Source organism: Chryseobacterium sp. MEBOG07, assembly GCF_021869745.1.
GTDB lineage: Bacteria > Bacteroidota > Bacteroidia > Flavobacteriales > Weeksellaceae > Chryseobacterium > Chryseobacterium viscerum.
Genome location: NZ_CP084579.1, coordinates 2,294,609 through 2,315,643 on the forward strand (window position 1 = coordinate 2,294,609; position 21,035 = coordinate 2,315,643).

The window sequence follows — 21,035 nt, forward strand, 5'->3', positions numbered from 1 at the left end:
TCTTTTGGTAGGGAATTGAGGTGCATCTTTTCAAATATAATATTTAATATCAAATCTTCATTAGTTTTGTAAAAAAGCAAATGTATTCCCTTCGCTATTTAGCTTACCCCCTTGCCTATATTTTCTAATTTGAATATCTTTAAAACTTCAAACATTGTTTCAACATAGACCTTTAAATAGCAATATGACATTTCAAGAACAGATACAGCAGGGGATTCCTAATCAGCTGCCACAACCCAAACCATACGAGACCAATATCAACCATGCTCCGAAGCGTAAAGAAATTTTAGGAGAAGAAGAGAAAAAACTGGCATTGAAGAATGCTTTACGTTATTTTGATCCTCAGTTTCACGCAGAGCTGATTCCTGAATTTAAGCAGGAACTGGAAGATTATGGAAGGATTTATATGTACCGTTTCCGTCCGGATTATGAAATGAAGGCGAGACCTATTACAGACTATCCCGGAAAATCTGAGCAGGCGAAAGCGATTATGCTGATGATTCAGAACAATCTGGATTATGCAGTGGCACAGCATCCTCACGAACTGATTACATACGGTGGAAACGGAGCTGTTTTCTCAAACTGGGCACAGTACCTTTTAACGATGAAGTATCTTTCAGAAATGACAGATGAGCAGACGTTGACAATGTATTCGGGACATCCGATGGGGCTTTTCCCTTCTCATAAAGATGCACCAAGAGTAGTTGTGACGAATGGAATGATGATCCCGAACTATTCAAAACCGGATGATTGGGAGAAGTTCAATGCATTGGGAGTTACCCAGTACGGACAGATGACCGCGGGAAGTTATATGTATATCGGTCCGCAGGGGATTGTTCACGGGACAACGATTACGGTGTTAAATGCTTTCAGAAAAATAAAAAAAGAGACAAAAGGAGGACTTTTTGTAACGTCAGGATTAGGAGGAATGAGTGGTGCTCAGCCAAAAGCGGGTAATATCGCTGGCTGTGTTACCGTATGTGCCGAAGTGAATCCTAAAATCACCAAAATTCGTCACGATCAGAAGTGGGTGAATGAGATCTATGAAAATCTTGATGAACTGGTAAAAAGAGTAAGAGAAGCGCAGGACAATAAAGAAACGGTGTCTTTGGCTTACCTTGGAAATATTGTTGAAGTTTGGGAGAAATTTGATCAGTCAGATTTAAGAATCGATATCGGGTCAGACCAGACTTCACTTCACAATCCTTGGGCTGGAGGGTATTATCCTGCAGGACAAAGTTTTGAAGAATCCAATACCATGATGGCTGAAAACCCTGAATTATTTAAAGAAAAAGTTCAGGAAACATTGAGAAGACATGCTGCAGCTATCAACAAACATACAGCGAAAGGAACGTATTTCTTCGATTATGGAAACGCCTTTTTATTGGAAGCTTCCAGAGCCGGAGCTGATGTAATGGCGGATAATCCTACATTGGGAAGAGAATTCAAATATCCGAGTTATGTCCAGGATATTATGGGACCTATGTGTTTCGATTATGGTTTCGGACCGTTCCGTTGGGTATGTTCCAGTGGAAATCCGGAAGACCTGCAGAAAACAGATGATATTGCATGTGCAGTATTAGAAGAAATGGTTAAAAATTCTCCTGAAGAGATTCAGCAGCAGATGAAAGACAATATCCAATGGATCAAAGGAGCGCAGGAAAATAAACTGGTTGTAGGTTCTCAGGCAAGAATCCTTTATGCAGATGCAGAAGGAAGAATGAAAATTGCAGAAGCCTTCAACAAAGCCATTAGAAACGGTGAAATAGGACCTGTAGTATTGGGGAGAGACCACCATGATGTTTCGGGAACAGATTCCCCTTACAGAGAGACTTCCAATATCTATGACGGATCAAGATTCACAGCAGATATGGCGATTCACAATGTGATTGGTGATAGCTTCCGTGGGGCTACCTGGGTTTCCATTCACAATGGTGGTGGCGTTGGCTGGGGAGAAGTAATCAACGGAGGTTTCGGAATGCTGTTGGACGGAAGCGATGATGCCGACAGAAGACTGAAGTCTATGCTTTTCTGGGACGTGAACAACGGAATCTCAAGAAGAAGCTGGGCAAGAAACGAAGGCGCTATTTTCGCCATTAAAAGAGCCATGGAAGCAGAACCGAACTTGAAGGTGACGATTCCAAATCTTGTAGACGAAAACTTACTGTAATATATAGAATTCAGCATTGGCAACGATCAACAAAAAACTGTTTTCACACCTGAACGTAGAGGATAGTGATCCTGTATGGGGGAAGTTTGCTGAGGTTGAATTTTCAAAGAAAAACATATTTCCGGACGACAAAGCCTATCTTGTAGAAGATGGGCTTGTCCGTAAATATTACATCAACAGCACATCGGATATTGACACCGAGATCTGTGCAGAATTCTACTTTCCCGGTGATATTTTTACCGTTGAAGAAAAAAGCTCCGATGCTGTCTACGAATCTATCAACAACGGACTGGCATGGGAAATCACCTTAGATGAGGTGAAAGATATGTTCGCTGTAAATCCACACTGCCGTTTCGTTCAGAATTACTATCTGAGCAGAAAACTCAATGCTGCTATGAAGAGAGAAATGCTTCTGCTGAAAAACACTCCGCAGGATCTCTATGAATACTTGCTGAAGAACAAACCTCATTATATTCAGAATATTCCTCTGAAATATCTGGCTTCTTATATTGGGATTACGCCTATCTCTTTAAGCCGAATCAGAAAGAGGATTTTGTAAGAAGCTGGAAGCTGGATGAGGGGAGTTGGAAGTTACTCTCAGTCTTCAGATCTTCTGTAGGTTTAATAATTGGTAGATTATTTCAAATAAAAAAGAAGGAATAGTTGTTCTATTATCTCAATCACTTCCATCCTCCATCCCCAAGCTTCCATCCTCAAAACATCCTCATTTATTATCTTTTGTTTATTGTCTTGCCTTCCGTAAGTTTTTTCCTTTGTTGAAAAAAGAATATGGAAATACAAAAACTCAACTGGGCAGGCATTCGTCTCACTTCTCACCACAAAACCATCTTAATAGACGCGGTAGAAGATTTCTCTTACTATAAACCCGTTTTGGGTGATGCTGTAGAGAATCTTTTAGAATTTTCAGAGTATGTACAGGCAGATTATATTATGTTTACCCACCTGCATCTCGATCATTTTGACAAAGGAGTGATTCGAAAATGCTTAAAGAAAGATGGAAAACTGATCGTCTATGCAGGACTGGAATCTGTTGTAAGAAAGTTGGTAGATGATGTAGAAATCATTGTTCTTGATCTTGATGAAACCTTCACAGAAAACAATATCACCTTCAAACCTGTATTTGCAATGGATGGAGTGGGAGAAATACAATCCTCCTGGATCGTAGATGATGGGATTATCAAAATATTTCATGGCGGAGATACTATCTGGCATAACCAATTCTGGAAGCTCGGAAAAGAAAATCCAAACATAGACTATGCTTTCTTACCGGTAAACGGTGTCATTGTCAATTTTGAGATCATCGGATTGGAATACAGCCCCATTCCCGCGTCCCTCAATCTGAAAGAAGCTTTTGCAGCAGCCCATCTTCTACATGCCAAAAAGCTGGTGCCCATTCATTACGGATTGTTTGCTCATGAGAAATGCTATATTCCACAGGTGTTTGACGATCATGATTTGAAGAGCGTTTCTGAGGAAGTAGGACAGGAGTATATGATTTTGAAAGATGGAGCGATGCTGGTAGAATCTTAAACGGTATTGGTAAGGAAAATTGTCATTCTGAATGAAATGAAATGTAATGAAGAATCTCAACAGGAATTGGATGGTTGAAAAACTCCTTGGTTCATTTTAGTAAAAACAAATTGGAAAACGCAAAGGCGCAAAACGTTATTAAAATAAACTTTCTTAAGACGCAAAGATTTTATCTCCGATAAAATTGATGATGTGTCACTTGCTGGAAATCTTAGATTTTCTCGCGCCTTACCATAAAACGCTCAAAAACTTTGCGCCTTTGCGTTTTTCCAACAAAAAAGCTATGAAAAGTTTTCCATAGCCTAGTCTTGATAATCGATGAGTTCATATTCTATTGACTCTGTTTCTATATAGTTTTTCAACTCTTCGAGATCTGTCCACACATAAGAAGAGCTGTACTGACAGATATAAATACCATCCTCCTCAAAAATAATACTGATATTAGGTATTTTTCCAGTGTTCTCTGCATGCCTGAAATCCCGGAACAGCTGATGGGCATATTCATATTTTTTCTCAAAAAGAACAGAGCTTTCCAACAAATCCTGAATTTCTGCAGTTTGTCTGTCTGTAAGTTTTGTTTTTAATTTATATTCGAATCCCATGGTGACTTCCTAATATTTTATGTAGCTATTACAAATCTAATCTATCAATTAAATACTTTTTCTTATAACTAGGTAAATATGCTGAGCCAACAGTTTCTAAAACTTCTACGTTATATGGTAGAAACTCATTTAAGAATTTTTTAATAAAATTATTATTATTTTCGATGATGTTATTAAGATTACTAGTGCTCAAACCAATTTCTTCATTTATGCATTGTCTTAATTTTTGTATTCTATCCAATGGCTTAGGATGTGTTAATGAGTAATTAATCTTTGGAAATAAATAATCTTCTACTTTATCACACATATCTAAATATGAAAAAAATAAAAATGCTCCATCAAGCAACTCAGTCTGATCATGTTTATTATATAAAGTATTTGTAATTGCATTTTTATCTGCTTCGAATTCACATTCTTGCTTGTAAGTATAGAATTGGACATTACTTGTCAAGTAGTTAATTCTATCATAAGATTTCATTATTGTACTATTTTCAAGATGTCCGAGATAATGATGGGCATACTCGTGCCCAATTATGAAAAGCATTTGCCAATCAGTTAGATAATCGATTTTCCTCTTAATTGATTTTGGTAATTTTCCTCTTGGGTCAATTTCAAAATCTAAAGATTCAGTACCTAATCTTATACGATTTGCTAAAATGAATGAATGAAAAGTGTCAATATCTTTTATGCCCAATTGATGTCCGAAATGAAAGATATTCATATAATACAAAAACTGACGTAAGGAATAAGATAGAACAATTATATTTCCAAATGGTGTTTTTATACATAAACCATTTGAATCATTTAAATGAATTGTTCCATGTGGAATATCTTTGCACTTTTCTCTTAAATCAGGCTTTAATTTTTTTAAATAATATTTATATTGATTAGATTCAAAATAGTTTGTGAATGACCAATTTACACCAATTTTTTTTTGAAGTTTGTTAAACGTTCTTTTCAATCTAATATTATTTTCAACCTGTTCTGCTCTTAATTTGAGTAGGTAGTCTTCGGATGATTTTATATTAAATATTATTTTAATTTCTTCCTTACTAAGAAATGGATAAAAAAAAACTTCTTCCTCAGATAAGTCTTCAATTTCTGAATATTCAAATCTATTATGAATTTGCGCAAAAATGTCTAATTTTTCATCGTAGATAAAATCATTTTTTAATTTTTCATATTGTTTATGCTTCTTTAATTCTTTAAAAAAATAATCAATATATTCTTTAGGAGGGTTCTTTATGATTTCCAAATCTAATTGATAATCAGAATTTGGTAGATTTCTTAGTATAAATTCATTAAATTCATTATTTTGATTCATCTTATATCATTGTTTTTAAATTTTTATAGTTTTTTGAATTTTTTAATCCAAAAAACATAATTTTCAAATGTAATTAACTAGGAATACATTGATCTCCGTATTTTCACGGAAATTTAACCAAATATAAACTACATTTAATCCAAAAAATTACGGGTTCCCATAACCACCAAAAACTCCCAACCCCAAAACATTCTGTTTGTAACCTCCCAACACCTCAGGAAGTCTAAAACAATAGTAAAACAAACCTCCGGAGTCCTCAGTTTGTTAAAAACATATATGTTTGGAACTTCCGGAGATCTCCGGAAGTCTCCTGCAAGTTGTGGGAAACCTCCGGAGGTGTCGGGAGGTTTGTCGCAGGTATGTTTGTAACCCAACAACTTTTTTCTATATTTGAGCATTAATTTATTAATCCCAAAAAACACAAAAATGAAAATTGCCCTCACTAAGCTGAGTACTAAAGACCTTGCGGCTTTAGCTCAAAGAGTTATTTCCAATGCCCAATCCGGCAAATATCCCGTTATTACCAGTCATCCTCTTGTTGAAACTTTGGTGGCTTCGTATGCAGAATATGATAAGGTGTATACCAAGCAGATCTACAGCGGAAAAGGGATAGATGTGGCCACAGCAGATCAGGAAAGAGACATGGCCTACAGAAGCCTGAAAGGCTTTCTAAACGGATACAGAAAACTACCGTCTGCCAATTATTATCAAACCGCAGAAGAGCTGTATCAGGTATTTAAAAAATTCGGGCTGAATCTTGACAGAATGAGCTACTCCTCACAAACGGCCCAAATGAAAAAACTGATAGAAGAGCTGGAAACCTCCGAAAATACACAGAGATTGTCTGCACTTTCTCTGGATATAGCATTTGCTGATATGAGGATAAAGCATCAGAGTTTTGAGTTGCTTTTTGCAGAACAGGCCGAGCAGAATGCAGACCTCCGATTGATGAACAGCGCGAGCGCCATCCGTAAAGATCTTGAAAAAACACTGAAAACTTATATGAATCTTCTCACGGTGATGAAAGAGGTCTCAGGCTGGGAGCTGCTGTACAGTGATACCAATGAGCTGGTGAAAGCTGCAAAAAACTCTTCGCTTGTAAAGAAAGAGGGTGGTGATACTACACCGCAGCATTAAGAAACTGTTTGCTCTTTTAGAAACAAAAAACTCAGCATATTGCTGAGTTTTATTTTTTTGAACCATTAAGGGATTGAAGTGGTGAAGATGAGTTAAGGGAAACCAAAATATTTAGTATTCAATTTTATCGGAGATAAAATCTTTGCGCCTTAAAACAGATAGTTTTTCATAACCATTGCGCCTTAGCGTTTATCCTAACTACGACACAATAAAACTCAGCATATAGCTGAGTTTTATTTTTTGAACCATTAAGGGATTGAAGAGGTGAAGATAAGTTAAGGGAAACCAAAATATTTAGTATTCAATTTTATCGGAGATAAAATCTTTGCGCCTTAAAACAGATAGTTTTTTATAACCATTGCGCCTTAGCGTTTATCCTAACTACGATACAAAAAAACTCAGCATATAGCTGAGTTTTATTTTTTTTGAACCATTAAGAGGATTGAAGAGGTGAAGATAAGTTAAGGGAAAGATCAAAGATGTTTTTTAAGCGTTGTGCTTTATTTTACAGTTCTTATTACTTTCAATCTTCTTAATGTTCTATATAAAGCGTTGAGAGCTTTTTACTTATTCTTAAGTACTTTTATCTCTTCTTGTAATCTTTGGTTTTCTTTTTTCAGAGTTTCTATATAGTCTCTCTGGTTTTCCAAAAGAAATTCCGGTATGTTGCAGTAATAGTTTCCACTTACTGTTCCAATATTATTACTGTTTGTATTGTTTTCAAAATGATTGATCTGTTTTGCTTCCTCTTCTTCAAAGATTTCCTCCACAGGAACTTCCAGGAAGCGGGCAATCTTTTCCCATTCTTCTTTTCGTATGGATACATCTCCACTTTCTTTTCTGCTGTAGTTGGATACATCTGTAGCGATGATATCTGCGACTTGTTGTTGCGTGAAGCCTTTTACTTTCCTTGCGTTGCGTAGTCTCTCTTTTTGCATGACCCGTATTTTCTACAAATATGCAAAATATTACCCGAAAAAAAACTTTCTTTTTGTTGGAAATCGTAAAGGTGCAACGTTTTTATTGTTGATATATTTTTTCAGGTACATGAAAATCAAAGATTTCCAGTAGGCGATACGTCATCAATTTTATTGGAGATAAAATCTTTGCGTCTTAAAGCGATATATTTTCACTGTCATTTTGCGCCTTTGCGTTTTCCAACTGAGTTTATCTTTTTGAACCATTAAGGGAGTGAAGTGGTGAAGATCAGTTAAGGGAAACATCAAAGATGTTTTTTTAAGCGTTGTGCTTCATCTTAATATTCTTAAACTATTTTCCCGCAGACCTCACAGATCTTTTCATATTATCTGCTTAATCTGCACAATCTGTGAGAGATCAAAATAGACAGTGTTTAATTTTATTGGAGATAAAATCTTTGCGTCTTAAAACAGCATCTTTTTACTATCATTTTTTGCCTTTACGTTTTCCAACTTAAGTTAAAAGACAAAAACATTTTATATCCCTTTCCAACCTTTTCTACCATAAGCTCATCTTTATAAGCAAAAGAATACTATGAAAATTACCATACCCAAACCCTGTCATGAAAACTGGAATACAATGACCCCAGATGAAAAAGGAAGATTCTGTGCCGTTTGTTCCAAAACGGTGAGAGATTTCAGGAACACTCAGGACGATGAGATCATAGATGTTTTTGTGAAGGCTACAGAAGAGATCTGTGGGAATTTTAATCCGTCACAGCTTAACAGGGATCTACATTATTCCTATATCAATGCTTTATTGGTGAAATTTGCAGTTGGTGTCATGCTGATAACGGGAGGAATGGTACGTATGAATGCACAGCAAAATAAAGCTAATGATACTTTAAAAATTGAAGAAATACAGGACGTTGTCTTGTCTGAATTCAGGAAAGAAAGGAGATTACTTGGGTCAGTTTCTGTAGTGTCTATGGATGCTTTAGCCTGCAAAGAAAAGGAAGGTAAAGGAGCCGTTCCCGATGTGCCAAAAATATTTTTCAGCCAGATCTCTCCTAATGTGCATCCAGAGATAAGTGCAATACGCATTGGCGGGGTACCTTCAAGCGGAGCAAAACCCTATAATCCATTGTATGTTGTAGATGGGAAGATAAGCGATTATGAGAAAGTAAAAGCACTGGATCCTAATGTAATAAAAACAGTTAATGTTTTGAAGGAAGCTTCTGCAACGGCAAAGTATGGCAAAAAAGCAAAAGGTGGAGTAGTCGTGATTACGACTAAAAGGAAAGATAAGAAATAAAGGATATTTCAAATACAATGTGCCAACATTCCGATTATTAATTTATATTAGTATAAAAAATAACCATGAAACTTACCATACCCAGGCCTTGTCATGAGAACTGGGACAATATGACTCCCGAGGAAAAGGGAAAATTTTGTTCTGTCTGCTCTCAATCTGTTTATGATTTTACAGATCTTTCTGACGAGGAAATCAGTAATTTTAATTTTGATCAAAAGATATGTGGCCGGTTCCGGGAAGACCAGCTAGGCAGGAATCTGAATTTCTCAATAGCCGGTAAGCTGGCAGCAGGACTGCTGATTGCAGGAGGAGGTTTGTCTACATTCCACGCACAGGAAGCAAAATCTCAGGAAATAACAGTGTCTGATGCGTCAAAAGAAAATACACTTAAAAAGGAGCCTTTTAGGTTGATAATAGGACACACGGCTTCAGATCTAAAAAATCATTTCTTAATTTTATTGGACAATAAAAAGAGTTCTGCAGAGGAATATAGACAGCTGGCCCCAGGGAGTATTGAGAGTATCAAGATTATTAAAGATAAAACTATTCTGGAACAATACGGTAAAGAAGCTGAGGATGGAGTGATAGTCATTACAACGAAGAAAGAAAAACAACACATAGAAAAATAAAATTTTCTATTACAGATTTACAATTATATAACTGCTAAAAAATAACGATGAAACTTACTATACCAAAACCCTGTCATGAGAATTGGGAAGCGATGACAACCGATGAAAAAGGAAAACTCTGTGGGGTTTGTTCTAAAACAGTAACAGATTTTACAGGCTATTCGGATGAAGAACTTTTAATGAGCTTTAAGTCTGATAAAAAGGTTTGTGGAAGGTTTACAGATGATCAGCTGGGAAGAAATCTAAGGTTCTCATTAACCTCCAAAATAGCCTTAGGATTATTGGCCGCCTGTGGAATGGTAACAACTGCCAATGCACAGGAATTGAAAGATGAAGAAGTAAAGAAAGTAGACTTTAAAAAAGGATTACAGGGGGTAGAAGTCATCAACAATACATTAAATAAAACTATGTGGCTGGGCATGCCTACTGAGGAAGAAATTGAGGCTACACAACCGTTGATCCTGCTGGATAATAAAAAGATAAACGAAAAGAAGATGAAAAAGATAAATGGAGATAAAGTGAAAAGCGTAAAAATACTTTCCGGTGAAGGAGCCACTAAATTGTATGGAGATAGAGGTAAATATGGCGTGATTGTAATTGAAAGTAAAAAATAAGAGCATGCTGAAATTCACGTAATATGGATGATTATCATTCGGAATAAGTTGTTTTTTACTCAATAAATTAATACATTGAAGAATGAAAAAAATTGGAATTATAGGTTGTGGCTGGTTGGGCGGTCATATTGCAGAAAGATTATCCGGGCAATATGAGATTTTTGCAACCACTACTTCTGAGTCTAAAATACAGGATTTATCAGATAAAGGATATCACGTTACACAGATTAGTTTTGAAGACGATAGATCCGAAACAATAAGAGAATGGGAGATTGCACCGCAATTGGACGCTGTAATTATTACCGTTCCTTTTGCAGGCGTAAGAGGAGCAGAAATTCCATTGCAGGAGAGAGCTCAGAATCTGCTTGCATTTCTGGGAGATTATAAAGGGCAGCTCTATTTGATGAGTTCTACCGGCGTATATCCGAATGTCGATCAGGAATTTACAGAAGATGACCGATCTGCAAAGGATGTTCCCAGTGAAAGTGCAATAGCAAACAGATTCCCTGAAGTCAATATTTTAAGACTGGCAGGATTAATGGGTGATCAGCGCCTTTTAAAGAATTATAATATTTCAAATCTGGACTTGCTGGTGAATCATATTCATTATGCCGATATCTGTTCGGTTGTTGAGAAAATGCTGGAAAATAAATCTCATTCCAAGGTCTATAATGTGGTGGCTCCTGTTCATCCCAATAAAGAAGAGATCATCAATGCTCAGAAAGATCTGCCTTATTCGGGAGAACGTACGACCGAAGGCCGAATTATTTCACCCGAAAAATTAATTTCAGATCTGAATTTTGAATTTCAATATCCGGATCCGAGGTATTTTCATTTGTAAATGCTTCAGGAAATTAAGTGATTCTGATGATCACTAAAAAGAAAAAAGAATGTAAAATAGAAGCTCCGGCGATCGAAGATCGCCGGAGCTCTTTATAATATTAAAAGCAAAAGCTTATTTTCCCACAGCTGCAATAGCGGCTTCATAGTTGGGTTCCTGTGAAATATCCGGTACCTGCTCTTCATAAATAATGTTTCCTGAAGGATCTATCACAACAACAGCTCTGCTCAGCAATCCTTTCATCGCAGAATCTACCATTTCCACACCATAGTTCCATCCGAAATCTGAACGGAAATCTGAAAGCATGATCACATTTTTGATCCCTTCCGCACCACAGAACCTTTTCTGGGCAAACGGCAAATCTTTGGAAATACAAAGGACTACCGTATTGGGAAGATTCCCCGCATCCTCATTGAAATGGTGTACAGATGCAGAGCAAACTCCTGTGTCTACACTTGGAAAGATATTCAGAATGACATATCTTCCTTTGTAAGAATCCAGTGTCTGATCATTCATATTGACATCTGTAAGGGTAAATTTAGGGGCTGGCTTATTCAGGGCCGGCAATTTGGCATAAGTATGTACTTCTTTTCCTCCCATTAAAACAGTATTGGTTGCTTTGGATTTTTGAGCAAAGCCCACCGCAGAGAAGAACAACAGGGTACTGAAAACTAATTTTGAAAACATGAAAATTTATTTTTCAGCTAAATTATTCTTTTTTCAGGAGCTAAGATTAATTTTAATTCAAATAGATCGAATCTATGGTCAGATTGTTTTTTTCAAAACATTTTACTTCTACCTTTATATTATCAAACGTTGCAGTTTCGAAGTGTCATTCAGAATGACGAAAGTCAAATTGTTTGATTTTTGAGGCAGCTTCAATTTTATCACATTAAAAAAATAGAAAGATTTATGAGTTCAGAAAATACAGCATCATTCCATCACATTTTTAAAAATGAAAACGAAATCCCGGAAGAATATAAAGTACCGGTTATTCATCAGAAAACCTATCTTTTGAATGGTGAGTTGGTAGAATGGAACGGAGAGGTGACAGAAATCTATTCTCCGGTATGCATTCCTACAGAAAACGGATTGGAAAGAAAGCTTTTGGGAAGTATCCCGAATATTGGTCCCAATGAAGCGATGGAAGTGCTTGAAGCCTGTGTGAAAGCTTATGATAACGGTCTGGGTGAATGGCCTACAATGTCTGTGGCAGAACGTATCAAATGCATGCAGAAATTTGTATACCTGATGATCCAGCAGAGAGATCTGGTGATTAAGCTGCTGATGTGGGAAATCGGGAAAACACTGGCCGATTCTACGAAAGAGTTTGACCGTACTGTAGATTATATCAACCAAACCATTGATGCCTTGAAAGATTTGGATAGAGAATCTTCCCGTTTTCAACAGGCAGAAGGAACTATTGCACAGATCAGAAGAGCTCCGCTTGGAGTAGTCTTAAGCATGGGACCCTTCAACTATCCTCTGAATGAAATTTTCACCACCCTTATTCCCGCTTTGATCATGGGAAATACCATCCTGTTCAAACTTCCAAAACATGGGGTATTGGCTCACTATCCTTTATTGAACGCTTTTAAAGAAGCATTCCCGAAAGGAACTGTAAATACATTATACGGAAAAGGGTCAGAAATCATTACTCCGATCATGGAAAGTGGAAAAGTGAATGTGTTAGCTTTCATCGGATCAAGTAAAGTAGCTAACGGATTGAAAAAACTGCACCCTAAAGTGAACCGTCTAAGAGCAATTCTGAGCCTGGATGCAAAAATGCAGCCATTGTTACCAAAAATGCAAATCTGGATGTAGCGGTAAGTGAATGTATTCTGGGAGCGCTTTCCTTCAACGGACAACGCTGTACAGCATTGAAGCTGATCTTTGTACAGAAAGAAGTTGCAGCAGAATTTACCAAGAAACTAAGTGAAGCGGTATCTGCTCTTAAACCTGGACTGCCATGGGAAAAAGACGTGAAAGTAACTCCGCTTCCTGAAGTGAATAAACCTCCTTATCTGAAAGAATGTATAGAGGATGCTTTACAAAAAGGAGCTACAGTTTTGAATAAAGATGGTGGGTATACAGAACAGTCTTTTGTTTTCCCGGCAGTGGTATATCCTGTAAACAGCGATATGAAGCTGTATCATGAAGAGCAGTTTGGTCCTGTGATTCCTGTTGTTCCGTTTGAGGACATAGAAGAACCGATAGAATACCAGGTGAATGCATCCCACGGAATGCAGGTGAGTATTTTCAGTGAAGATCCGCATGAAGTTGCAAAGCTCATTGATCCTTTTGTAAACCTTGTAAGCCGTGTCAATATCAACTGTCAGGCACAGCGCGGACCGGATGTCTTTCCTTTTACAGGAAGAAAAGATAGTGCTGAAGGAACGCTTTCTGTTTTTGATGCACTTCGTTCATTCTCTATCCGTTCTTTAGTTGCTGCAAAACTGACAGATTCTAACAAAGAATTACTCAATACTATCGTCAGAGACCATGATTCCAACTTCTTAAGCACCGATTATATTTTCTGATTCTAAACGGTATCGTATTTAACATAAATAAAAATCCTCAATAAACTACTGTGTTTTTTGAGGATTTTTTTAACTTAATGCCGGAAATTAGAGTTTTGTGTTATAATAAGGTGTGTTTTTGTAAATATCACCTAAGGATCAGTGTGTAAATCATGTCTTCACCCGAAAAAGAATTTTTAGAGAAAATTGAAAAGCACAAAGGTGTTGTTTTCAAGATTTCTAAAATGTATATGGATAATAAGGACGATCAGAATGACCTCTATCAGGAGATCATCTACCAGGCTTGGAAATCATACGGTGATTTTCAAAAGAGAAGTGATTTCTCAACATGGTTGTATAGAACTGCGCTGAATACAGCAATTGTTTTTCTGCGAAGTGAAAAAAAACGTAGTTTTATACAGAACCAGAATATAGATGGATTGGGCGTTCGGCAGGAACCTTATAATGATACAGATGATATGAATATGAAACTGATGTATGAAGCCATCCATCAGTTGAGCCCTATTGATAAGGCCCTTATATTTTTCTTTTTAGAAGGCTTTTCGGGAAAGGAAATTTCTGTTCAGCTGGGAATTACCGAAGTGAATACACGGGTGAAATTGAAAAGGGCAAAAGAAAAACTGAAAGAGATCATTACCAGACAAGGGGGAGGTTCCAATTAAAAGATAAGACATGGAGTTAGAAAACTTTAAAGAACTTTGGAATAAAGATACAGGACAGGAGTCTCCTGAAATTTCTCTGGAAAAGCAGAGAGAAATACATTCTCCGTTGCAGATGCTGAAAATCAATATGGAAACTGAATTTTGGCTGATGGTCATTACACTGCCTTTACTTTTGACCAATTTTCCATTTGCTTCTACAGATTCTAATATTAGAATCATATCAGCATTCGTCACCATCCTGACGCTCGCTTTTATAGTTTATTTTTATTCCCGTTTTCGGAAATTGTATAAGCTGCTTCGGAAAAACAGCATCAATACGAATTACGATTTATTCAATCTTAAAACACAGCTTCTTATCTCGAAAGAAATTTACATTTCCTATTATATCTCCTACATACCCCTTGGTTTCATTCTGTCCCTTATCAAAATTAATTTTCATTTTGACATGGAGTATAACCTGGCCATCTTCGGAATAAGTCTTCTGATTACTCTGTTGCTGGTTGCCTTTATTATAAAGTATTGGATCTATTATATGTATGGAAGGTATATAGATGATGTAGTACGCCTTGTAGATGAGCTCAATGATATTGAAGTAAAACCTTTAACCAAAAAGAAAGGAACATGGTTTGAGCGTTCACAGAAATTTTTCATGAACAAGTTTGGAATTAAAGGAAATGTAGTGAACACTGTGATATGGTTTGCATCCATGTATATTTTTATCATTGTATTCCTGACAGTTGTACTTTTAATCATCATAATAGCAGGAGCGAAACTGGATTTTCTTGATTTCGGATCATTGCAGAGAGCATTAAATAAACTGAATTAGAAATTATTTTATCTTCTGCAAATTTTCTATCTTTAAAAACTTGAGTTGTAAAAAAATATCAGATGGATGAGATTAAAAATCAGATGTATTCTATAGAAGAATTTCTGGAGCTCGTAAAGAATAAACAGGACCGGAAGGCATCATATGATCCGGATTATAATTATGCGGTATATTCTTCAAAAGATGAATTTAAGCCGGAAATGAAGGTTTTTATCGGGGATCCACTGGATATTGGTGAGGATGATAGCGAAAGCTTGCCTGATTTTGTTTTTCATAATAAGCTAAAATATATGTGTTCTGATGAGAACATTCAGGATGTTGTGGATCTTGCGTTCCGTCAGCGTGCTGAGGTTACATGTTCTCAGCTCATCACGGCATTGAATCATTATCTTGAAAAAGATGATTTTTTAGATTTTAAATAACAGTAGAATAACATATTAAATAAAGAACCTGATATAAAAAATGTCAGGTTTTTTTATGCAATATTTTTACTTTTTTATACTAACTGATTGTATTTGATAGAATTGCGTAAATTTAAAAAACATACAATGAAGCCTGGTCGTATTTTTCTATCAGTTTTTTTATTCCTTTTGTAAAAAACTGTAACAATTTTTTTAAACGAAAACTAACTCTATAGAGTAACAAGCCATGACCTCACAAGAAAAAGAGTTTATAAGTAAAATTGAACAGCATAAAGGAATCCTATTTAAGATTTCTAAAATGTACATGACTGAAAAAGATGATCGTGATGATCTTTTTCAGGAGATTACGTATCAGCTCTGGAAAGCATTTCCCAGCTTCAGAGGGGATAGCGAATTTTCAACATGGCTGTACAGAATTGCTTTAAATACAGCAATTATTTTCCTTAAATCAGAAAAAAGAAGAAGCTTTATTACCAATGAAGATTTTTCTAATCAGATGATTGTTCAGGAAGACTACGACTATCGTAAAGAGGACCGCCTGGTTGAAATGTATAAGGCTATTCATCAGTTGAATTCTATTGATAAAGCCTTTATATTCTATTATCTGGAAGATTTTTCAGGAAAGCAGATTGCAGAACAGATGGGAATTTCTGAAGGGAACGCAAGAGTGAAAATGAACCGGGCAAAAACTAAACTTAAAGATATCTTAAGCCAAATAAAAAACAACAAACATTAAAATCAGTAATCCAATGAATATCGATGAATTGAAAAACACCTGGAATGAAGATATTGTGGAGGAAACTCCTGAAATAAGCACAGAACAAAGAAATAAGCTCAATCTTCCCCTTGAAAAAATACGTAAAAATATGCGTGTGGAATTCTGGTGGGTCATAGGAATCTTTGTCTTTGCCTTTTTAGTCTGCTCATTCTGCCGACTCTTCAAATTACAATTATATATAACGGTTTTAATTGCCTCCATGCTTATTGTCACCGTTTTCTTTTTTAGCAAGTTCTTTAAATTGTATAATGAAATCAGTAATCCTGTACCTAAGACTTATGATTCTCTGAAAGATCTGGTCATGCAGCTGAATCTGAATAAACAGTACTACCTTTCATACTATATCAGTTTTGCACCATTTCTGGTATGTGAAATACTTATTGTTCTGGAGTTTATCCCCTGGCCTAAACCTTTGAGTGAACTGAAGATTGCAGTGATCTTAATTGGTTCTGTGATAGGAGGGCTATTCTTGCTCTTTCTGGCTGGGAAATATTGGTTTTACAGGTATTACGGAAGATATATCCAGCACATTGAAGGTCTTTTGGAAGAATTAAAAAGATAGAAAAAAAATATTTCGGCGGGCTAAAAGCCCGCCGAAATATTTTTATTAATTATTGTCCTTTATTTTCCTTTTCTTTTGCGATTTCGTTTTTTATCCAATCCAGCTGAGGATCTTTTTTATCAATAATATCCTGCATACTTTCAGTAACGACAACATCAGGGACAACCCCTTTTCGTGAGTCTGAGAAATTGATATTAGGTTGTACAAGCAGTAATCCGATAGGAAACCTAATCTCAGAATTAGGAAGCTTTTGATAAGAATAAAAACCCGCTACAGTTCCATCATTGGCGCCGCCTGTTTCTTCTCCCACGAGAGTGGCTCTTTTGTCATTTTTAATCTTGGCAGTAATGATAGAAGATGCTGAGAAACTTCCACCATTGATCAGTACAAAAACTTTTCCGTGGAAGGCTTGTTTATTAGGTTTTGTAGGCTTATCAGCCTTCATTTTGTAGAAAACTTTTCCATCTTTTTTATAAGTACTGAACGCCTGTGCGAAAAAGTAACTTGGGTATGCTATGCTTTTAAGGGCATATTCCAAAGGATTGCTTTTTCTGAAATAATTCGTGCGCAGAGGAGTATCCCTTGAGGTCACCTGGGAAGGTTTGATCAGGGTAAATGGTACTTCTGCCAAATAAGAATAGAGGTTATTGATCTCATAGAGAGAGCCTCCGTAGTTATTTCTGACATCTATGATGAGGTAAGGAGACTTTGCATCATTAATCTTGGCAAATGTTTTTTTATAAAACTCATCCGAATACTCTCTGGAGAAACTTTTCACTTTTATATAAGCAATCGTGCTGTCTTTATCCAGAAATTTGAAGCTTCTGTTATAAGAATTACTGGAAGCTACATAGTCATTCAGTTTCTTTTCCTGAGTCTTTTTTTTCATTTCCTTATCCTTTTCAAGATCAGAATCAGATTTTATTTCTCGGGTTAAAGTATAAGTCTGTTTTTCTCCTTTATAAAGCGTCTCAAAGGTTGCTTTGCTGGGAAAGCCATTCTCCGCAGTATAAAAATTAAAGAATAAGTCTTTTAAAAAATAAGGATAAAAAGTAGTATTATCGCCATCACTGCTGATCAGGCTTCTGTACTTCTTGATATACTCTGAAACGGGAACTTTATTGATGGATAAAATTTCAGTTCCGGGTTGTATATGATCAATAGAATCTTTGTTTTGAACAATATACATCTGCTCACCTGAAATATAATATTCGAAACGGCTGAACATTCCTTTTTGATGTTCCAGCTTTTTTAATTCTTTTTTGGTGAATTTCTTTCTGGGAATTCTCAATGAAAGATGGCCTTCACGGATTCCTGCAATAACCGGCTGAAGTTTAAAATAAAACTGAAGAGGAGTGAGGGGCTCTGTGAGAGTCTGTTTTAGGCTGTCAAATTTATGGTCCAATTCCTGCTTGGGAATGTACCAATAGAGTTGAGGGTGCATCTGCTGTAATTTTGAATACGCATAATCTACATCCTCCTTAAGCTGTTCCGGTGGAATATATGAAGCCCGCTGTTCGTTGTGTTTTTTTATAGAGGCACAGGACGAAAGTATAGCGAGAAGAAATATTACCGAATAATTTTTCAATTTCTTTGAGTTTTTTAAGGTGCTAAAATAGAAAGTTTAAAATTAATCCTGATGTAAATGAATAATAAATTTTCTACAACACCTGATAAAATTAGTTAAAAAATAGAGTAAAATGGAATATGTTTTCATTTAAAAGCAAAAGTTGATACATTTGACACTTATTTTTTGCAGATGATTTATTGGATTATTATAGGTGTGGTTGTCTTAACGGTTACTTTTTTTATCGTGATCAATATGAAGGTGTTTGGAGGCGTACCAAAAGGAAAGCGGCTGAAACGTATAAGGCAGTCCAAACTTTATAAAAAGGACAGTTTCAGAATATCAGCCATACACCATCTATTACAGAAGGTTACAAAATGTCAAAGGTGACTTATGATTTCTTTTTGGGCAAAAAAGATCCGCTGCTGAAACCTTTGAAAGATATTCCCTCTATTCATACCAATTTGAAAGCTATAGATAAAAATGCAGATGTTTTTATATGGCTGGGACACTCATCTTATTATTTTCAGACAGATGGTGTTTCCTTTTTAGTGGATCCTGTATTGAGTTTGTATGGTTCCCCTTTTAAATACTTTAACAAAGCATTCAAAGGTTCTGATATCTTTACCCCTGAAGATATTCCAGATCTGGATTATCTGGTGATTACTCATGATCATTTCGACCATTTGGATTACCCGACTGTAAAATCCATAAAGGAGAGAACGGGTGCTGCCATTTTACCTTTGGGAGTAGGAGCGCATTTTGAAAGATGGGGATTTGAAGAAAATAAGCTTATTGAAGAAGAATGGGGGACAGAAGTTGCCCTTAAAAATGATATAAAAATTGTTTTTACCCCTGCCAGACACTTTTCCGGCAGGAGAATCAGGCAGAATGATACCCTTTGGAGTTCCTATGTACTGAAGACGCCTACAAAGAAAATTTTCTTAGGAGGAGACAGCGGCTACGATACCCATTTTAAGGCAATCGGTGATCAATATGGCCCTTTTGATTATGCTATTCTTGAAAACGGACAATACGGAGAAGCATGGAGATATATTCATACGTTACCAGAAGATGTTATTCAGGCAGGTATTGATCTCAATGCGAAGCGTATTATTCCCGTTCATGCTGCAAAATTTGCACTGGCTCTTCACCCATGGAATGAACCTTTACAAAAGATAACAAGTCTTGGAAAAGCAAAAGGACTTAACATCTTCACTCCGATGATCGGTGAGGTTGTAGATCTGAATCAGTCAGAACAGCAATTTACTGTCTGGTGGGAAAGCTGATCAGGCATGCCAGATCTCTTTATATCGTGCAGGGTGGTTTTCAAACTGTTGTCGGACAAAATCACATTCAGGGTCTACAAGCAAATCTTTTTCTTCTGCGTAACGCACCAACTCATCCAGTAATAGTTTGGCATATCCTTTCCCTTCACGCTCTTCGTCAAGTTTCGTATAATATACGATAAGCAGTCTTCCGTCAACCTCTATGGACATATATCCTGCCTTTTCCCCGTCAATAAGTAGCTGCAATTCATCCTGATATTGAGATACCTGAAACTTTATATTTTCCATAATAATGTAAGATTTGGTTGATTAAAAATAATTTAAGAAGATTTCCTGAAAAACGTTCTCTCCATTAAAATTACGAAATTAAATAATATGAAATAATAGTTTTTAGAAATCTTAACGAATTTTATAACATAAATAATAAAAATTTGAAATAATAGAATTCAATAGAGGATAGCTTTAGCCCGCCTTTAAAAAATGAAACGAGATCCAACGGCTTTAGCCAAAACGTAAAAATATTTTTATTTTAAAAATCCCAAATTTAAAATTACAACCCATTGATTATTTATTGCTTACAAGGATTTATTTTAATAAAATTAAATATATTCCGATCATGATCTTAGTTTAATTAAGGTTTAATGATTCTATAGAATTTTAGAAAATATTTTAAAGATAATCAGTTGTTTGTGACTTTTCTTAACAAAAATTGGCATTTGTGTTTAAAAGTTGGCACTTTAATTGACTCTTTCACCATGTCTAATTTTAAAGGGGAATGAAATGAAAAAGTTACTATTAACAGCGCTTCTGGTTGGGACATTCAGTTTGAGTTATGCCCAGTCAGATTATTATAATGACTACAGAAGAAGTATTTCGGATGTCAACTGGCAAAGAGTTGTTGCCGATCTGTTGCTTTCTACAGCACAAGCCAATCAGGTGTATGGATTGAATGACAGATATCGTGATTATGATTCGTGGAACAGAGTATATGTGGTAGATCCAGGGAGATGGAGAGGCGACCGATATAATGAACTGGAAAGAATCATGGGCAGAGAGAAGTATATTATCTTTAAAAAGAAATATTACAGAGGCCAAAATCCAGTGATCGTTTATGGAAGAAATAAAAAGGATTATAAGAAATACCATAAGCAACAGGAAAAATATTATAAGAATCAAGAGAAATATTACAAAAAGCAAAACAAAAAACACGGGCATGACCGTGATGATGATTGGGATTAAACCATCATCAACTATATATTCACTTTTAAATGGCTGGCATCTTTGTCAGC

The 21,035-nt window shown here is 36.0% G+C and carries 22 protein-coding genes and 1 pseudogene; 16 read left to right on the top strand and 7 right to left on the bottom strand.

The annotated features are described in order from the left end of the window. The first annotated feature begins 184 nt into the window (after nucleotides 1–184). The 3 genes from LF886_RS10470 to LF886_RS10480 all read left to right on the top strand — a co-directional run bounded on the left by LF886_RS10470 (nucleotide 185) and on the right by LF886_RS10480 (nucleotide 3,721). On the top strand, nucleotides 185–2,170 hold the full coding sequence (locus LF886_RS10470; RefSeq protein WP_236854046.1) for a urocanate hydratase: 1,986 nt from the start codon (nucleotides 185–187) through the stop codon (nucleotides 2,168–2,170). A 16-nt stretch (nucleotides 2,171–2,186) separates the two neighbouring features. After that, nucleotides 2,187–2,729, top strand: a complete 543-nt coding sequence (locus tag LF886_RS10475) for a Crp/Fnr family transcriptional regulator (protein ID WP_236854047.1) — start codon at nucleotides 2,187–2,189, stop codon at nucleotides 2,727–2,729. A 230-nt stretch (nucleotides 2,730–2,959) separates the two neighbouring features. Further along, complete coding sequence (locus LF886_RS10480; RefSeq protein WP_236854048.1) at nucleotides 2,960–3,721, top strand: MBL fold metallo-hydrolase; 762 nt, start codon at nucleotides 2,960–2,962, stop codon at nucleotides 3,719–3,721. Between the two features lie 302 nt (nucleotides 3,722–4,023). Here LF886_RS10480 and LF886_RS10485 read toward each other — a convergent pair whose 3' ends face one another. The 3 genes from LF886_RS10485 to LF886_RS10495 all read right to left on the bottom strand — a co-directional run bounded on the left by LF886_RS10485 (nucleotide 4,024) and on the right by LF886_RS10495 (nucleotide 6,045). Then, nucleotides 4,024–4,323, bottom strand: a complete 300-nt coding sequence (locus LF886_RS10485) for a hypothetical protein (RefSeq protein WP_236854049.1) — start codon at nucleotides 4,321–4,323, stop codon at nucleotides 4,024–4,026. A gap of 28 nt (nucleotides 4,324–4,351) precedes the next feature. Continuing rightward, nucleotides 4,352–5,647, bottom strand: coding sequence for a hypothetical protein (locus LF886_RS10490; protein WP_236854050.1), 1,296 nt, complete (start codon nucleotides 5,645–5,647; stop codon nucleotides 4,352–4,354). Between the two features lie 134 nt (nucleotides 5,648–5,781). After that, nucleotides 5,782–6,045: a hypothetical protein gene (locus LF886_RS10495; RefSeq protein WP_236854051.1), complete on the bottom strand. Its 264-nt coding sequence runs from the start codon at nucleotides 6,043–6,045 to the stop codon at nucleotides 5,782–5,784. 28 nt (nucleotides 6,046–6,073) lie between these two features. On the opposite strand from LF886_RS10495, the gene LF886_RS10500 reads away from it, so the two are divergent. Beyond that, complete coding sequence (locus LF886_RS10500) at nucleotides 6,074–6,784, top strand: DUF6261 family protein (RefSeq protein WP_236854052.1); 711 nt, start codon at nucleotides 6,074–6,076, stop codon at nucleotides 6,782–6,784. A gap of 563 nt (nucleotides 6,785–7,347) precedes the next feature. Here the strand turns inward: LF886_RS10500 and LF886_RS10505 are convergent. Next, entirely contained in the window at nucleotides 7,348–7,722 is a 375-nt protein-coding gene (locus LF886_RS10505; RefSeq protein WP_236854053.1) for a helix-turn-helix domain-containing protein, read from the bottom strand. A gap of 574 nt (nucleotides 7,723–8,296) precedes the next feature. Here LF886_RS10505 and LF886_RS10510 point away from each other — a divergent pair. The 4 genes from LF886_RS10510 (at nucleotide 8,297) to LF886_RS10525 (ending at nucleotide 11,100) form a co-directional block, all read left to right on the top strand. After that, a complete protein-coding gene (locus LF886_RS10510) occupies nucleotides 8,297–9,016 on the top strand; it encodes a TonB-dependent receptor plug domain-containing protein (RefSeq protein ID WP_236854054.1) in 720 nt (239 codons plus the stop codon). Between the two features lie 65 nt (nucleotides 9,017–9,081). Then, entirely contained in the window at nucleotides 9,082–9,645 is a 564-nt protein-coding gene (locus tag LF886_RS10515) for a hypothetical protein (protein WP_236854055.1), read from the top strand. A 47-nt stretch (nucleotides 9,646–9,692) separates the two neighbouring features. Further along, on the top strand, nucleotides 9,693–10,259 hold the full coding sequence (locus LF886_RS10520) for a hypothetical protein (RefSeq protein ID WP_236854056.1): 567 nt from the start codon (nucleotides 9,693–9,695) through the stop codon (nucleotides 10,257–10,259). Nucleotides 10,260–10,341: 82 nt separating this feature from the next. Further along, nucleotides 10,342–11,100: an NAD-binding protein gene (locus tag LF886_RS10525; RefSeq protein ID WP_236854057.1), complete on the top strand. Its 759-nt coding sequence runs from the start codon at nucleotides 10,342–10,344 to the stop codon at nucleotides 11,098–11,100. Between the two features lie 114 nt (nucleotides 11,101–11,214). Here LF886_RS10525 and tpx read toward each other — a convergent pair whose 3' ends face one another. Then, a complete protein-coding gene (tpx, locus tag LF886_RS10530; protein ID WP_185145129.1) occupies nucleotides 11,215–11,787 on the bottom strand; it encodes a thiol peroxidase in 573 nt (190 codons plus the stop codon). A 225-nt stretch (nucleotides 11,788–12,012) separates the two neighbouring features. On the opposite strand from tpx, the pseudogene LF886_RS10535 reads away from it, so the two are divergent. The 6 genes and pseudogenes from LF886_RS10535 to LF886_RS10560 all read left to right on the top strand — a co-directional run bounded on the left by LF886_RS10535 (nucleotide 12,013) and on the right by LF886_RS10560 (nucleotide 16,890). Then, nucleotides 12,013–13,640 (top strand): annotated as a pseudogene (locus LF886_RS10535) (NADP-dependent glyceraldehyde-3-phosphate dehydrogenase). 152 nt (nucleotides 13,641–13,792) lie between these two features. Further along, nucleotides 13,793–14,302, top strand: a complete 510-nt coding sequence (locus tag LF886_RS10540) for an RNA polymerase sigma factor (RefSeq protein WP_236854058.1) — start codon at nucleotides 13,793–13,795, stop codon at nucleotides 14,300–14,302. Nucleotides 14,303–14,312: 10 nt separating this feature from the next. Beyond that, nucleotides 14,313–15,128 (top strand): hypothetical protein, encoded by an 816-nt coding sequence (locus tag LF886_RS10545; protein WP_236854059.1) that lies wholly within the window; start codon nucleotides 14,313–14,315, stop codon nucleotides 15,126–15,128. A gap of 62 nt (nucleotides 15,129–15,190) precedes the next feature. Continuing rightward, a complete protein-coding gene (locus LF886_RS10550; protein ID WP_236854060.1) occupies nucleotides 15,191–15,550 on the top strand; it encodes a hypothetical protein in 360 nt (119 codons plus the stop codon). 226 nt (nucleotides 15,551–15,776) lie between these two features. Then, nucleotides 15,777–16,286 (top strand): RNA polymerase sigma factor, encoded by a 510-nt coding sequence (locus LF886_RS10555; protein ID WP_236854061.1) that lies wholly within the window; start codon nucleotides 15,777–15,779, stop codon nucleotides 16,284–16,286. A 13-nt stretch (nucleotides 16,287–16,299) separates the two neighbouring features. Continuing rightward, entirely contained in the window at nucleotides 16,300–16,890 is a 591-nt protein-coding gene (locus LF886_RS10560; RefSeq protein WP_236854062.1) for a hypothetical protein, read from the top strand. A gap of 49 nt (nucleotides 16,891–16,939) precedes the next feature. Here LF886_RS10560 and LF886_RS10565 read toward each other — a convergent pair whose 3' ends face one another. Beyond that, nucleotides 16,940–18,478 carry a S41 family peptidase gene (locus tag LF886_RS10565; RefSeq protein WP_236854063.1) on the bottom strand — a complete coding sequence of 513 codons (1,539 nt, stop codon included), beginning with the start codon at nucleotides 18,476–18,478 and terminating at the stop codon, nucleotides 16,940–16,942. A gap of 356 nt (nucleotides 18,479–18,834) precedes the next feature. Here LF886_RS10565 and LF886_RS10570 point away from each other — a divergent pair, with 356 nt between their 5' ends. Continuing rightward, nucleotides 18,835–19,746 carry an MBL fold metallo-hydrolase gene (locus LF886_RS10570; protein WP_236854064.1) on the top strand — a complete coding sequence of 304 codons (912 nt, stop codon included), beginning with the start codon at nucleotides 18,835–18,837 and terminating at the stop codon, nucleotides 19,744–19,746. Here the strand turns inward: LF886_RS10570 and LF886_RS10575 are convergent, their stop codons facing one another. Continuing rightward, nucleotides 19,747–20,034 (bottom strand): GNAT family N-acetyltransferase, encoded by a 288-nt coding sequence (locus LF886_RS10575; RefSeq protein ID WP_103234390.1) that lies wholly within the window; start codon nucleotides 20,032–20,034, stop codon nucleotides 19,747–19,749. 492 nt (nucleotides 20,035–20,526) lie between these two features. Between LF886_RS10575 and LF886_RS10580 the strand changes: the two genes are divergently transcribed. Further along, on the top strand, nucleotides 20,527–20,985 hold the full coding sequence (locus LF886_RS10580) for a hypothetical protein (RefSeq protein WP_236854065.1): 459 nt from the start codon (nucleotides 20,527–20,529) through the stop codon (nucleotides 20,983–20,985). The last annotated feature ends 50 nt before the right edge of the window (nucleotides 20,986–21,035 follow it).

Bases quoted from the DNA above. Each gene is read 5' to 3' on its own strand.
- LF886_RS10470 (WP_236854046.1), top strand. From the start codon at position 185: ATGACATTTCAAGAACAGATACAGCAGGGGATTCCTAATCAGCTGCCA.
- LF886_RS10480 (WP_236854048.1), top strand. From the start codon at position 2,960: ATGGAAATACAAAAACTCAACTGGGCAGGCATTCGTCTCACTTCTCAC.
- LF886_RS10485 (WP_236854049.1), bottom strand. From the start codon at position 4,323: ATGGGATTCGAATATAAATTAAAAACAAAACTTACAGACAGACAAACT.
- LF886_RS10490 (WP_236854050.1), bottom strand. From the start codon at position 5,647: ATGAATCAAAATAATGAATTTAATGAATTTATACTAAGAAATCTACCA.
- LF886_RS10495 (WP_236854051.1), bottom strand. From the start codon at position 6,045: ATGCTCAAATATAGAAAAAAGTTGTTGGGTTACAAACATACCTGCGAC.
- LF886_RS10500 (WP_236854052.1), top strand. From the start codon at position 6,074: ATGAAAATTGCCCTCACTAAGCTGAGTACTAAAGACCTTGCGGCTTTA.
- LF886_RS10505 (WP_236854053.1), bottom strand. From the start codon at position 7,722: ATGCAAAAAGAGAGACTACGCAACGCAAGGAAAGTAAAAGGCTTCACG.
- LF886_RS10510 (WP_236854054.1), top strand. From the start codon at position 8,297: ATGAAAATTACCATACCCAAACCCTGTCATGAAAACTGGAATACAATG.
- LF886_RS10515 (WP_236854055.1), top strand. From the start codon at position 9,082: ATGAAACTTACCATACCCAGGCCTTGTCATGAGAACTGGGACAATATG.
- LF886_RS10520 (WP_236854056.1), top strand. From the start codon at position 9,693: ATGAAACTTACTATACCAAAACCCTGTCATGAGAATTGGGAAGCGATG.
- LF886_RS10525 (WP_236854057.1), top strand. From the start codon at position 10,342: ATGAAAAAAATTGGAATTATAGGTTGTGGCTGGTTGGGCGGTCATATT.
- tpx (WP_185145129.1), bottom strand. From the start codon at position 11,787: ATGTTTTCAAAATTAGTTTTCAGTACCCTGTTGTTCTTCTCTGCGGTG.
- LF886_RS10540 (WP_236854058.1), top strand. From the start codon at position 13,793: ATGTCTTCACCCGAAAAAGAATTTTTAGAGAAAATTGAAAAGCACAAA.
- LF886_RS10545 (WP_236854059.1), top strand. From the start codon at position 14,313: ATGGAGTTAGAAAACTTTAAAGAACTTTGGAATAAAGATACAGGACAG.
- LF886_RS10550 (WP_236854060.1), top strand. From the start codon at position 15,191: ATGGATGAGATTAAAAATCAGATGTATTCTATAGAAGAATTTCTGGAG.
- LF886_RS10555 (WP_236854061.1), top strand. From the start codon at position 15,777: ATGACCTCACAAGAAAAAGAGTTTATAAGTAAAATTGAACAGCATAAA.
- LF886_RS10560 (WP_236854062.1), top strand. From the start codon at position 16,300: ATGAATATCGATGAATTGAAAAACACCTGGAATGAAGATATTGTGGAG.
- LF886_RS10570 (WP_236854064.1), top strand. From the start codon at position 18,835: ATGTCAAAGGTGACTTATGATTTCTTTTTGGGCAAAAAAGATCCGCTG.
- LF886_RS10575 (WP_103234390.1), bottom strand. From the start codon at position 20,034: ATGGAAAATATAAAGTTTCAGGTATCTCAATATCAGGATGAATTGCAG.
- LF886_RS10580 (WP_236854065.1), top strand. From the start codon at position 20,527: ATGAAAAAGTTACTATTAACAGCGCTTCTGGTTGGGACATTCAGTTTG.